The sequence below is a fragment of the Methylobacterium goesingense genome (assembly GCF_022179225.1).
Classification (GTDB): Bacteria; Pseudomonadota; Alphaproteobacteria; order Rhizobiales; family Beijerinckiaceae; genus Methylobacterium; species Methylobacterium goesingense.
The window spans coordinates 1-13,801 of sequence record NZ_BPQL01000208.1; the positions used below are offsets into that span (position 1 = coordinate 1).

Below are 13,801 nucleotides of genomic sequence, written 5' to 3' on the forward strand. Positions count from 1 at the left end.
GGCGGCCCGCGGAGGCCCGTCTCCCAAGGACCGGATCAGCGCGCCGGCTCCCGCGACGCCTCCATCACCAGACGGGTCGCGAGGTAGAGGCGCGGGGTGATGCTGGCCAGCACCGCGAATTCGTCCGCGCTGTGATAGTGGCCGCCGACGACGCCGAGGGATTCGAGGATGGCGGGTTTGCCCGGGCTGTCGGGCTGGAAGGCGTAGCCCGCATCGGTGCCGCCGCCGATCTCGGCGAGGGCCAGTTCGGCGCCCATCTCGCCGTAGATCGCCCGGGCGCGCTCGCCCAGCGCCTGGGTCGCGGGGTTGCGCGGCAGCGGCGGACGGCCCTTGGCCAGATCGAAGCTCACCTGCGTGTCGGGGACGCGGTGGGTGCCGATGATCCGGCGGGCCTGCGCCAGCACGCGGTCGTACTCGGCGGGCAGGAAGTAGCGCATGTCGCCCTCCGCCCGCGCCGCCTCGGGGATGATGTTCGGCTTGGTGCCGCCCTGGATCACGGTCCAGTGCAGGCTGGTGCCCTTGTCCGCGTCGCCGAGGTCCTGGAGTTGGAGGATCTGGTGGGCGAGTTCGACCACCGCGTTGCGGCCGGCCTCCGGCGCGCCGCCGGCGTGGGCGGCCCGGCCCTTCACCGTGAGGCTCGCGTAGTTGATGCCCTTCGTCGCCACCGTGACGGCGTCGACGCCGGCCTCGGCGAAGGACGGTTCGAAGGACAGGACCACGTCCTGGTCGCGGGCAAGCCGGGCGATCTCCTCGCGCGACCCCCGCGAACCGCGCTCCTCGTCCGGATTGAGCACCACCGTGAGGGTGCCGTAGCCCTCGAAGCGCAGCGCCTCCAGGGCGGCCAGCACGTGCAGGATCATCGCGACGCCGCCCTTCGCGTCGGCGACGCCCGGCCCGTAGGCGCGTCCGTCGCGCTCGGTGTAGGGGCGCTTGGCCGCGTCGCCCGTGCCGAACACGGTGTCGTAATGCACCAGCATCATGATCCGGCGCGTGCCCGTGCCGGTGCGCGTGCCGACCAGGGTGTTGCCGCCGAAGGCGGGGGCGGCCCGGCTCTCCACCGTGAGCCCCGCCGCCGCGAGGCGCCCCTTCAGGATCGCCTCGACCCGGGTGAGACCGGGCACGTCGCCGGTACCGGTATCGATGTCGACCAGCCCCTTCAGGGTTTCACGATAGGGACCGTCCTGGGCCTTGGCCGCCGCGAGCACGGTCGCGTCCGGCGCGGACACCGCCGGGTGCGGCGCGAGGGCCGCCAGGAGTGCGAGGGCGAGGAGGGCGTGCGTGCGCATGGTGATCCTGATTCATCGATGGCCGTCCCCGCGCGCCGGGGCGACCGTCCTCGGGCATCGTGCAGGCATGCTCCGAAAAGCCCGACGCATCAATTCGGCGGCGCCGGGTTCCGTCCCGGGCGGCGGCGGTCTTCGAGTCACAAGGGAGCGCATCGCGCGCGCGGCCGACCGAAGTGATCGACTCGAAACCGTATCGGTCCGGTCCAAAGCCAGCCGGTCAGGTCACATCCTTATCGTCCGGAGCGCCTACCAGCCGGCCGGCGGGGTACGACCGGAGGCCGGCAGGGCGTCCGTCAGGAAGCGCGCGCGATCCGGGCCCCCCGAGGCCGTCGGCCGGGGAACGACGGGCAGGGGCTGCACGGCCGGAGCCGGAGCGGGCTGCGCGAGGTAGGCCTGGCCCGCCGGGGCTGGCGGCAGCGTCACCAGGGTGCGACTGCTGTTGACCGCGACCGAGGGCGGGCTCGAAATCGGAATCGGCGCAGGTGCGGCCGGGGCGATCGGCGCCAGGGCGGCCACGGGTTCGGCGGCCGGTCTCGCCCGGGCGATCCGGGGACGCGAGGCACGGGCCACCGCTTCGGTGGATACCCCGAGGCGGATGCGGGCGAGGTCGGCCAGGAGCGCCTCGGTGGCCATCGGCCTGCGGCCGCAATGCTGAACGCGGAGCGAAACCGCGACCGGCCCGCGCAGGGCGGCGCGGCCGAGTTCGACCCGCTGCAGGCCCTCGATCCACTGCCACGCATAGGCGCAGCGCTGGCTCACGGCGACCCCGATGGGTCCGTAGGCGTTGGTCATCGGCTGACGGACGATGCGATAGGCGTATCCATCCTCCAGGCTTTCGAGTTCGGCCGCGATTCCGGCGCGGCTCGGCTTGGCCATGGCCGGATCGTCCCACACCCGGCCCGACGCGATGGTGAGATCCACCCGGCCGCGGGATTGTCCGTACACGATGCGCTGCCGCAGGCCCGCGCGCGAGCGCGTTTCCTCGACGGACTCGATGGCGCCGCTGTTCGGCACGAAGACGAGGGGCTGGTTGCCGGCGGGCCCCGTGGAGGTGAAGGCCGTCTCGAAGCGCGGGGCGGTCCGGCTCGTCTTCGCGGTCTGGCAAGCCCCGAGCAGGGTCAGGCCGAGGGCGAGGCCCGTCATCCGGAGAAGCGTGGTCCGGAAGGGCAGCTCCGGCCGGCCGGCGGGGAACATCGGTCCGTTCATCGATCCAGTCCTGAATTTCGCTGGCCGCTCCGTTCGGTGCTGGCGGTATCGAACGGACCGAAGCGATCGCCGTCCCGGGGCTGCACCAACCGGGGCGAGCCGGTCTGCGCAAGGATGCCAGCCTCGGCTTGCGCGAGGGTGCCTACGGGCGGGGCCGGCGGTCCGGCCTGGAGGCTCGCCCGAGCGAGGCCGTTCCATCCCGGCAGCAGGGTGAAGCCATAGCGCTCGTAGGGCATGGCCCCGACGCCCACGACGCGGCGGGCGACCAGGGGTTGCGGCCCGCGCACCTCACGCAGGTATTCCGCGTCCCGCGCGCGCGGCGTGAGGGACGCGCCCTCGCCGAAGCGCAGGGGGTTCTCCGCCGGGACTATGATGGGGAATTCCCCGCGCTGGACGGCCAGGGGGCGGACCGGCGCGGTGGCGACGGTCGGTTTGGGCACTTTCACGCGCGGCGGCGCGGGGGCCGCCGCCTGCTGCTGAACCGCCGGGGCCGGGCCGCACGGGCCGGTATCGCGCGCCTGCGGATCGGGCTCGGCGAAGACGAGTCCGACCACCTTCGGGAACAGGCCGTCGTACCGGTTCACGGTCTCCAGGTAGTCCCGCGTGCGCTTCAGGCGCGACAGGCTGAGGGCGTAGCCGAGCACGGCGGATTCGCGCGGCCGCCATGCGACGGCCCTCTGGAACCAGTCCGCGGCGGCATCGAACTGGCAGGCATTGTAGGCGTACCAGCCGAGCGCCTGTGCGCCTTCGGGGGCGCTCGTGGCCAGGACGACCTTGGCGAACCGGTCGAGGCGCTCGGTCTCGACGGGCGAGGCGGGGCCTTCGCCCAGGCGCCGCTCCATCATGTCGACGTAGAGGGAGAGGTTCGTCACCGAGGCGTTGCGCCAGGCGAACGCGACCTCCTCCGCCTCGCGGTCCTGTCCCATCTCGCGCAGCGACAGGGCGAGGCCCGTCGCCACCGTGGCATCGCCGCCGCGGGCCAGGGCCGTCTTGAACCAGTCGAGGGCCTCGCGGAATTGGCGTCTGTGATAGGCGTACCAGCCGAGCAGCGCGATCTGCGCGGGCTCGCCCACCCGGCGGGCCTGTTCACCGAGGGCGGCGAGGTCGGCCGGCTCGATGCGTCCGGCCGGCTGCCCATGCAGGACCGCCGCGATGCGGGCCCGAGTCACGTCCCCGTGGATGGACCGGAACTCGTCCGTGCCCTCGGTGCCGGGGCTCCGCATGGCCAGGAGCGGCTCGACGGCGGCCATCGGCATCGCCGCCATGGCCTTCTGCACCGTGGCGAGGCGCAGGCCGGGATCGGCCTGCTCCTTCAGGAGAGTCCCGTACAGCGCGGAGGCCGAGGGGATGTCGCCGGTCCGCGCATAGGCTTCGGCCAGCGTCCAGGCGATGTCGATGTCGAGGTTCTGGATGCCCTCCTGAGTCCCCTTCACGCGGGCGATGAGGTCGTCCCAGGAGCCGTCGCGGGCGGCCGCCCGCGCTGCGCTGCGCAGGGTGCCGCGGTTCAGCTTGCGCGCGAGGTCCTCCGAGGGCTGCCAGCCGGGATCCACCGACTGGCGGACGCTGATCGCGGTGCGCAATTCGTCGAAGCGGCCGGCCGTGAAGAGGTCCCACATCGGGGCTTCCTCCGGCGGGCTCGGCTTCAGCGTGTCGAGGTCGGCCGGCACGGTCCAGTTCGGATGGCGCCGCCGCAGCCGCGCGATCTCGGCCTGGACGCGCTCGCCCTGGCGCTGGGCCGCGTAGTAGCGCAGGGCGCTCTCGTCGATGATCTCGGCGCCGCCCGCGTTCTGGGGCGTGTCGAGGATGACCGGCGCGCGCCGCTCGTTGAGCTGGAGCACCCCCGTGCGGACGGGGGCCGGCTGCGCCGCCGCAGGGCCGGCCCAGGCCAAGGTCCCGGCAAGCCCCCCGGCGAGGGCGAGGAGCGGCGCCGCGCGGCATCGCGGGTTCAGCGGCCGAGGCATGAGCGATACCGCATGTTGGTGGCCGTCAGGGCCAGGAGATGGAGCGTGGCGGGATAGTAGTTCTCGTTCGGGACCGGGTCCGACAGCCCGGCGGGCAGCGGCGTGCCGGAGACGGCACAGACGGCCAGGGCCGGGATCGCCGCGTAGCCGGGCTCCGCCATGCGCCCCGCGACGGCGTCGCTCGCCGTGTCGATGATCGGCAGCCCGGCGGGATCGGGCTCGGCCCAGAGCTTCAGCAGGGGCTCGTAGTAGGTCCGCTCCGTGATGCCCGCCATGGCGAGGTAGAGGGGGAGCCGCACCGCGTTGTAGGAGAAGTGCGGCGCAAAGCCCGTGGCCGGCTGGGGCTGGCCCCCGCGCATCGAGATCCATTCGGTCGGCAGCTGGGCCGAACCGAAGCGGGCGCGCAGGGTGAGTTCCTGGCCCACGGCGCTGAGGCGGCTCCACTCGAATTCCGGCGCGACGCCGGCGAGCCGCGGGAAGGCCGGGAAGACCCAGTAGGACAGGTTGATCACCGGACCGTCGCTCCGCTCCTCGGCCGAGAAGCCGTTCATGGCGGGCAGTAGCAGGGGCAGGCCCTCGTTACGGAACAGGACCGTCCGGCGGGCGATGTCCACGGCGATGCGCCGGCTGGCGAGGCGATAGCCCTCGTCCGACCAGCCCTCGGCGGCCTCGGCGAGGGCCCAGGCCACGAGGATGTCGCCGTCAGTCGCGTCGTTCATGTCCGCGACGGCGGGCCGCTTGTCCGGCTCCCAGCGCCAGGCGAGCAGGGCGTCGTCGCGGACCATCAGGTTCGCGCGGGTCCAGTTCCAGATCCGCTGAAAGGCGTCGCGGTCGCCCGCCGCCACCGCGAGCAGCATGCCGTAGCCCTGCCCCTCGCTGTGGCTGATGCGGCCGTTGCCCGTGTCGACGACCCGGCCCTGGTCCGTCACGAAGCGGGCCTTGTAGTTGCGCCAGCCCGGCGTGTTCCCGAGGCTGTTGAGCATCGGAAGCGTCTCGGCCGGCCAAGCTCCGCTCTGCTGAGATCCGCTCTGCTGAGACCCGCTTGGCCGCGCCCCGCCTTGCTGGGAGGCACTTGGCTGGGAGGCACTTGGCTGAGAGGTGCTTGGCTGGGAAGTGCCTTGCCCGACGGGTTTGGAATCCATGGGCTTGGATTCGACAGTCTTGGCGTCGCCCGGCTTGGCGTCGCCGGCTTTCGTCTCGGGGGGGATGGCGGGGCCCTGCGCGACCGCCGGAACCATGGCCAGCAGCGGCAGGCAGAGCGAAGCCGCGTATGCGTGCGCCCGATACGGCTTCATCGCGGAATTCCCCCCTCGTCGGATCTGGCCGGTGCGGCGGTGCCCGGATTGGCCCGGCCCAGGCCGCGCAGCATCGCCGAGGTGCTCAGGCCGAGGCTGATCGCGGCGGCGAACATGATGAGTGTGAACATGCTCGGGTTGGTGGAGAACCAGCCCGCAACCACGAGGCGCAGGTTCTCGAGAGAGACCGGCCCGCTCTCCACGAACCGGGCCTGCTTGGCCGTGTGGTTGGTGAGCGCACCGTCATTGGCGTCGAGGGTGGCGACCCGACCCTCGATCCGGTTCCAGATCGAGGGCGTCGTGAGGCAGATGGCCGAGGCCTGGAGCGTGGCCGCGCTCGGGGCCGTGAACACGGTCAGGAGGCCGTTCGGGTCGCGCCCGGGCAGGCCCTGGCCGACGATCAGGGAGGCCTGCGATCCGATCTCGATCTCGGGCTCGCGGACCTGGTCCTCGGCCCAGGCCTTGGTGGCGGCCCAGCTCTCGCGCGCGGCGGCGGCGAGTCTCGCCGACATCGTGGCGACCTGATCGGACAGGCGGTCCTGCGAGGCGGTGGCGCCGTTCCATTCGGCGAGGACATCGCGCTCGCGTCGGCCCGTGGCGGAATCGGTACGCGACCGGCCGACCGCGCCGGCCGGACGGGGGCCCGCGGCCGGAAGTGCGCAGGCCGGGGGGCGGTCGTTGCGCAGGCGGTCGAGACTCGCGCCGTCCATCACGGCGAAGCGGCGGCCGGGCTCGCTCAAGGGCGCCGTGGCCGCCCGTCCCTGCCAGATCTGGCGGATCTGGTCGGGATCGAGGCCGGTGGTGCGCAGGATGGCGGGATCGAGGGCGCGGGCCGGCCCGACGACCACGGTCGGCGTCCGCCCTTCGAGGGCGCGATCGTTGGTCAGTTCGAAGTCGATGGGTTTCTCGGCCGAGAGCGCCATCTGGACCGCGAGGGTCGCGGCGGCGGCCATGGATTCCCGGTCGGGCGCCGGCACGACGAGGCGGGGGCGCTGGCCGGGCGAGACCTTCGGCAGGCCGCCGCCGAGCGTCGCGGCGAGGTCCGGCAGGCGGATCGCCCGGGCGAGCTGGGGAACCGCCAGGGTCGACCGGTCGAGGAGCAGGAAGCGGTTCTTCGTGCTGCCCCCCTCGCAGGCGCGGTCGGAGGGGGCCGGAAGCAGGGCCCTCACCTCGACCTTGTTCCGTCCTGGCCGCCAGCGGCTGAGCGGCAGAGCGATCGTTTCGTCCCGGAAGAGTTCGCCGCCCGCATTCGCCAGGGGCGCGCTGGCCACGTTGCGCCCGTTGACGTCCACGATGATCTGGGCGCCGAGCTCCAGCCCCGCCGCATAGCCGCCCGCGAGGGTGAGGGCGATCTTGTCGTAATCCGCCGGCACGAAATCCGTCGGCAGGGTCAGGTCGAAGCCGGTCCGGAACAGGCGGCCGGCGAATTCCCGGTTCTCGATGCCGAACGCGGAGAACGGCAACGTCTCGCGGCCCTGGGCCGGCACGCCGCGCATGCGGGCGAGGGCCTGAAGGCCGTGCGGGCTACCCATCGGTTCGCGCGTGGTGATGCCGCTGACGATTCGGCTGGCCGCCTCGATCTCGGCGGGCGTGTCGCCCGCCAGGATGATGCGGGCCGCCCGGTCGCCCTGCGGCGGCTCGAAGGTCAGAGGCTGGCGGCCGGGACCGCCGGTCCCTGCGTCATCCGCTACGTGGATCTCGAGGCCGGCCGACCCTTGAGTCTCGCCCGCGAACTCGACCGAGACCTGGCTGAACCTGCCCGCGAGCGCCAGGCGCTGGACCAGGCCGATCAGGCGCTCGAAGGTGGCGAAGCCCGGCCGGTTTCGCAGGACGATCCGGATCGGAACGATGCCGCGCGCATCCGGGGCGATGGCGGGCAGATCGCGCAAGGAATTGGCCATCGCGGCGCCCGAGACCGAGACGAGACCCGTCCAGGCCGGGTCGATCTGGGTCCAGAGCTCGTAGGTCGCGTCGAGGGAGCAGTCGACCCGATGCCGCTGGACACCGGCGATCTCCAGGGCGTTGTAGCCCGGCTTCAGGAGGTCGCCGGGGATGTCGAACTCGATGATCCGGATCGCGCCCGGAGCCTTGATCTCGCTGCGTCCCACGGCCACGCCGTTGACCTTCGCGGTCAGGAACGAGGCGTCGGGCACGACCGAGATCGCCGCGAGGTAGCCGATGCGCAGGCGCACCTGCTCCCGGGACTGCGCCTCCGTGAGGTAGACCGGCCATTGCAGGCCGCTCTCCTCGCCGCTGAGGCGCAGGCTGCTGGACAGGGCCGGGAACGGGCGCTGCGGCAGCGGCGGCGCGACGGGCGGAGACGCGGGCTCCGCCTCCGCCCGGACGGCGGTGGTCGGGCGGCCGGCGCGCTCGGCATCCGGAACGGCGAGGACCCGCGGCGCGCCACGCCCGATGAAGCTCTGCGCGTGGGCGGGGTGGGACACCGCGAGAAGCAGGCCGGCCAGCGTCAGCGCGGAGGCCGTGTGCGATCTGGGACGGTGCTGGGATGTGACGGGCATTGCCGGTTTCGAGCTCGTGTCCGAGGGATGGACTGTCCGTGGGTGGGCTTGCGGTCGCGCGCTTTCAGCTCCGCAGCCCCGTCGGGGCGGCGACCATCCGGTCCGAGGTCCGACGACCGCGCTCTGCCTCGTCCTGCGCGTTCTCGGTCTCGACCATCAGCTGGAGCCAGCTCGGGGATCCTTCGGCCGGTGGCGCGGCGGCCGCCGGCCGGGAGGCCGGCTGCGTGTCCGGATCGGCGGCGCGGCGGCGCGCGCCCGCGGCGGCCTTCGGGGCGTCCTCCTCGACAGGGCGCTGCGCGGTTCCCGTCATCAGGCAGGCCAGGGCGCGGATCGGTCCGTACAGACCCCAGCCGATGAACTGCCCGGTCCCCGACAGGATGTCCTTGTGGGTGCGGCGGCGCTGCTGGAAGCGGACCATCGCGCCGGCATCGCCGTACATGATGTCCGCGAGGGCGAGGTAGCTGCCGGGCGTCAGGGTTTCGAAGACGAGATCGCAGATCGATTCCTCGCCGGCGGCGGTGATTCCCGCCACCCGCACCGGGATCGTCCGGGCATGACTCAGGAGCGGCACGTGGCCCTGGTGGATCGCCGCGAGGGTGCCGACCGAACCGTCGTCGCTGCGGCGTATCGGAACCACGGCATCCATCCGGATCCGGCACCGGGCACTGGAGATGCGCTCCACGGTGACGTCGATGGTCGTCCCGTTGAGGTTCAGCACCGCGGGCCGGTCGACCGGCAGGGAGGGGGCCGTCTCGGTCTGGCGCCGCTCGGTGGCGACGCCCAGGGCGGCGCCGGCCGTGATGAGGTTGAACAGGTTCCAGAGGCCGACCACGAGCATCAGGTTCGTGACGCCGGGCTCGAAGCTGTAGCGGTAGGTGGCGAAGGCTTGCGCGAGGAAGAGCACTGCGAAAACGATGAAGTAGGGCAGCGCCAGGGGGGAGAGCTGGTCGTGGTCGAGGCTGACGTTCTTGGCCGTGACGTTGAAGGTCGGCTTGCGCGGCGACAGGATGACGGCGGCGGTCGCCTTGATGAGGAACAGGCCCTGAACGTACTCGTACAGTTCGGAGACGAAGGGCCAGCGTACCCGTCCATAGAGGTAGTTCTGCATCATCAGGTTCACGACGATGTAGGTGGCCGTGTAGGCGATGGCCTCGTCGACGTTGGCGACGACGATCTTCATATCGAAAAAGATGTACAGCAGCGGGGCCGCCATGAAGATCAGCCGCGGGAGCGGGAAGAACCAGAACGTCATGCTCGACAGGTAGCAGAGCCTCTGGATCGGCTTCAGCCCGCTCTTGAAGAGCGGGTTCTTGAGAAGCATGATCTGCAGCATGCCCTGGCACCAGCGTGAGCGCTGCCCGATGAAGGCCGAGAGCGTCTCCGGCTGGAGGCCGGCGATCAGGGGCTTGTCGACGTACAGGCTGGTCCAGCCACGCGAATGCAGCTCGAAGGCGGTCTCGCAATCCTCCGTGATGGTGATGCCGGAGAAACCGCCCGCCTCGTCCAGCGCGCTGCGCCGGAGCAGCGCGGCCGAGCCGCAGAAGAACGAGCCGTTCCATTTGTCGAGCCCGCACTGCCCCACCGCGTAGAACATCTCGTTCTCGGAAGGCATCCGCTCGAAGGTCTTCAGATTCCGCTCGATCGGGTCGGGATTCAGGAAGGCGTGCGGCGTCTGCACGAGGAACAGCTTCGGATCCATGCCGAAATGGCCGATCGTGTCGCGCAGGAACGAGCGGAAGGGCACGTGGTCCGCATCCAGCACCACGACGATCTCGCTGATCGAGTTCTGGAGGCCGTTGTTGAGGTTTCCGGCCTTGGCGTGGAGGTTGCGCCGCCGGGTCAGGTAGGACACCCCGAGATCCGCGCAGAGGGCCTGCAGGACCTTGCGGCGCGCCCGCGCCTCCTCGGCCTTGTGGGGATCGCCATCCGCGCATTTCTGGTCCGTACCGCCGTCGTCGAGGAGCCAGACGGTGAACTTGTGCGCCGGGTAGTCGAGGGATTTCGCGGCCGCGAGCGTCGTCGCGAGGATGTGCCGGTCCTCGTTGTAGGTCGGGACGAAGATGTCGACGGTCGGCAGGTCGTCGTCCGCGTCCTGCGGGGGCGGGGGACGCCGCAGTGGATCGGCGTTGATCACGAGGCTGACCGCCAGGATGTAGAAGCAGTAGAGCTCCGCCGCGATCAGGATCACGCCGGCCGTGAAGCCCGGAAGATCGCCGATCGGCGGCAGCGTGCTCGACAGGCGCCAATAGATGTAGCGCAGCACCACGAGGCTGCCGATGGCGAGGAAGGTCAGACGCCCGGTGCGCCCCTTGGCGAACAGCCACAGGAGGATCATGACCGCGATGGCGCCGAGGCTCATCTCGAGCTGAACGTCCGTTCCCAGAGGTTGCGATAGCAACAGCAGGGTCACCGCGGCGCTGGCGAGCCAGATGGTTCGGACGAGAAAGGGTGGCATGGGGCCACTCCGCGTTAGGCGAAGGAAGAATGGAGTGATGGGATGCCGCTCGCGCGGCATGCCCCCAGCGTGATTTCAGAACGCGATGCGGCCATCGACGCTGGTGTAGTATCCACCCTTGCGAATACGATCGAATGCGTAGCCAGCCCCGAGGGAGAACTTCATCGGACCGATGGCGAATCCGGTGATGTGGCCGCCGGCCCGCCAGCCGTTGAAGAACGCGTCGCCCAGGAGCGTGGCCTCGGGGCCGATGAACACGCCCGGCACCACCGCAACGCCGGTGCGGAAGCGCGCGTAATAGGCGTTGAACAATGTCGAGTAGGAGGCATTGGCCGAGAACAGCGTGTTCTCTGTGGGGTTCACGTAGAGGTCCGCCGCCACTTTCACGCCCAGGCCCGTGCCGACCACGGGATTGCCGGGGTCCAGGATCGACAGTTCGTTGCTGCGCACGTTCATGCCGATGTATCCGGCCAGCGCCGCCTGCTGCCAGATCCACTCGTAGCCGAGGAGGACCGTGCCTTCCTGCTGGACGCCGGTGACGGTTTGACGGACCGCCGCGCCCGGATAGGAATAGGTGCCGGCCACGCCCTGGAGCCGGACGCGCAGACCGTCTTCGAGGAGGGTTCCGACCGGCGCGATCGTCGCCGTGACCGTTCCGAACGCGGAGCTGTTGGTCGTGACGGTGGCACCGGCATCGACCGCGACGATCCAGTCGTCACCCGCGACCTCTGGCTGGGCGGCACCCGTGTACCAGTCGGCTGCGCGGGCGGAGGTCGGCGCCAGGACCAGAGCGGTGAGCAGGAACGGCGCGGTTCTGAGACGGTGGGACACGTGTGCGGAACCCCGAGAGGTGGCGGATCTGCGCCTCTTTTCGCGCTGCATCATCAAACGCGGGCATAGTTAATTACTGGTTAATCGAGTTCCTCCGGCGCCTGTGACAACTGTGTTCGGCGGAATCGTGATGCACGAAATCAGTGCCTGAGAGTCGCGAAATCCGTCAATGAAAGCCGTCGCGGAGCGGGATTAAATTACAAGCTATAGTATTCGATGCTTGACCTCATGATGTTGATTTTAGAACGGCGGCGTTGTTTGGCGACGCGGGTGAGGTGTCGACGAAATATAGAAACCTTCTACAAAGTGTCCGACTTGAACACGACGTGAGGCCCCGCGCCGGGGCGCTCGGTGCCGTTTTCCGGATGCGCGTCCCCTCCCCCGTAGGGTCAGCCGATGCGGCGCAGCGCGCCTTCGTGGCGCGGCCGCGCGAGACCGGGGCTACGGCGTTCGACGCCCACCGTGCTGCCCGCGACGCTCGGGGCGATCAGGAGCGGCTCGACGTACTCGCGGCTCAGGGCGTAGATGCGGCCCGTGCCGGCTCCCCCCATCGCCGAGAGGCGGAAGGCGAGCCGGCGGCCAGCGATCCGTTCCGCGCCCGACCGGGTCCGCACGATCACTTCGCGGACGGACCCGTGCTGGGCCTGGACCGCGCCGAGGGCATCGCGCATCATCGCGCGATCCTCGGGCTCGACATGCGCGAGGACCTCCGCGAGGTCGCAGACCCGCTCCGGCGCGGTCCCGCCCGGCTCGTCCTCGCGATCCGTCCAGACGACCTTCCCGGTCGCGAGGTCGATTTCCCAGCAGGTCGAGCCCGACAGGGACCGGATGGCCCGGATCCGGTCGCGGCTGCGCGCGAGAGCCGCGCGCTTCTCCTGGAGCAGGCGCTCGCGCACCATGCTCCGCTCGACGGCCGCGCGGATCGATCCGGTGAGGCGGTTCAAGTCGCGGGTCAGGGGGAACGGGACCGTCCGGGTCTGGCCCTCCTGCCGGCAGAGCGCCTCGGCGAGGTCGACGCTGCAGCCCGCCCATCCGCCGAGGAGCCAGCCGACCGCGGCCGCGAACAGGCCGGCGCCGAGCAGGACCAGGAGGGGAAGCGCCGGGGCCGCGGTCTCGGCGGGTCGCAGGGTCACGAGCCATCCCACTCCGCCCTGCTCGACGTCGCCGACGGTCGCCCGAATCTCGGGCCCTTGCGCGTCCGGGCCGGATTGGTGGAGGCTGCGCCCCGATCCGTTCATGACGCGGATCGAAAGGCCCCGCCCCCCGTTCGGGAGCATGCGCCGGGCGCCGGCGACGATTCCATCGGTCCATTCGGGCGGGAGCTGGACGGCGACGATGCCGAAGGGAGCGCCGGCTTCGCCCACGGGCGCCGCCACGATGAGGTTGCGGGTCACGCCGGTTCCGGCCCGGCTCCCATGCGCGGCCTCTCCGACAACCAAGCCCGAGAGCGCCCTGGCGAACCAGGGACTGCCCGAGACGTCCGCCCCCTGGATGCTCCGACGCGAGGCCGCCAGAACCTCACCCGCCCGGTCGGCGAAGAGCGCGTCGGCCAGTTCGGGATGGAGCCGCTGCCAGGCCGCGAGCAGGCGCGCCGGTGCGTCCGGATTTCCGCCCGGCACCTGAATCGCCAGACTCTGTGCCGCGAAGAGCAGTTCCCGCTCGACCGCCAGGAGCCCCTGTTCCAGCCGTTCGGCGACGAGGTCCGCCTGAACGCGCCACGTGGCCTCGATGCGCCGCGCTTCGCTGGTGCCGCGATCGCTCGTGCTCAGGACGGCGAGCCCGCCGAATGCCGTGGCCAGGATGAGCAGGAATGCCAGCAGGCTGCGAAGGGAGGAGAACAGTCCGTAACGCATAGGCCTGCCGAACGAGCGAAGGTGCCGCATTCGACCGGTCGGTCGAAGATGGGTTAACAACTCATTGCCAAAAATAGTAAACGAAAAATTACCGCCGGATGCGCCGCTTTACACTTTCCTGCCACCGGCGCGTTCAATCCTCCGGTGTGCGGTCTGTGCTGCAAACCTTCGCGCGCTCGTCCAGCGCTCAATCGTCGCTGAGCCGGAAGCCGTCCTTCGCGCGTGGGTTCCGGTCGTCAGCCTGTGATCATTGGCCGAATACGCGGCAGGCTTGATTCGACCGACGGGATGATCGGCATTGCGTGTTCCTGCGATGAGCCGCAACGCGACCGGCGTCGGAGCACGCCGGTCGCGAACAAGGCAGACCTACTTCATGGTCGGCATGACGAAGTCTG

Annotated in this window: 8 protein-coding genes; all 8 read right to left on the minus strand. The window is 70.8% G+C overall.

Annotated elements, in window-relative coordinates:
* Positions 1 to 35: 35 nt before the first annotated feature.
* Positions 36 to 1,286, minus strand: coding sequence for a glutamate carboxypeptidase (locus MFF30_RS24770; RefSeq protein WP_238282877.1), 1,251 nt, complete (start codon positions 1,284 to 1,286; stop codon positions 36 to 38).
* Between the two features lie 246 nt (positions 1,287 to 1,532).
* Positions 1,533 to 2,492 (minus strand): cellulose biosynthesis protein BcsN, encoded by a 960-nt coding sequence (bcsN, locus tag MFF30_RS24775; RefSeq protein WP_238282878.1) that lies wholly within the window; start codon positions 2,490 to 2,492, stop codon positions 1,533 to 1,535.
* The gene (locus MFF30_RS24780) at positions 2,489 to 4,453 is read right to left on the minus strand and encodes a tetratricopeptide repeat protein (RefSeq protein ID WP_238282879.1); all 1,965 of its coding nucleotides are present in this window, start codon (positions 4,451 to 4,453) and stop codon (positions 2,489 to 2,491) included. The genes bcsN and MFF30_RS24780 overlap by 4 nt, the downstream gene beginning before the upstream one ends.
* Positions 4,438 to 5,436: a family 8 glycosyl hydrolase gene (locus MFF30_RS24785; protein WP_238282881.1), complete on the minus strand. Its 999-nt coding sequence runs from the start codon at positions 5,434 to 5,436 to the stop codon at positions 4,438 to 4,440. Before MFF30_RS24785 ends, MFF30_RS24780 begins: the two co-directional genes overlap by 16 nt.
* A 308-nt stretch (positions 5,437 to 5,744) precedes the next feature.
* Positions 5,745 to 8,267: a cellulose biosynthesis cyclic di-GMP-binding regulatory protein BcsB gene (locus MFF30_RS24790; RefSeq protein ID WP_238282882.1), complete on the minus strand. Its 2,523-nt coding sequence runs from the start codon at positions 8,265 to 8,267 to the stop codon at positions 5,745 to 5,747.
* A gap of 64 nt (positions 8,268 to 8,331) precedes the next feature.
* On the minus strand, positions 8,332 to 10,722 hold the full coding sequence (gene bcsA / locus MFF30_RS24795) for a UDP-forming cellulose synthase catalytic subunit (protein ID WP_238282883.1): 2,391 nt from the start codon (positions 10,720 to 10,722) through the stop codon (positions 8,332 to 8,334).
* A gap of 75 nt (positions 10,723 to 10,797) precedes the next feature.
* Entirely contained in the window at positions 10,798 to 11,523 is a 726-nt protein-coding gene (bcsS, locus tag MFF30_RS24800; protein ID WP_238282885.1) for a cellulose biosynthesis protein BcsS, read from the minus strand.
* A gap of 419 nt (positions 11,524 to 11,942) precedes the next feature.
* On the minus strand, positions 11,943 to 13,406 hold the full coding sequence (locus MFF30_RS24805; RefSeq protein WP_238282884.1) for a PDC sensor domain-containing protein: 1,464 nt from the start codon (positions 13,404 to 13,406) through the stop codon (positions 11,943 to 11,945).
* Between the last annotated feature and the right edge of the window lie 395 nt (positions 13,407 to 13,801).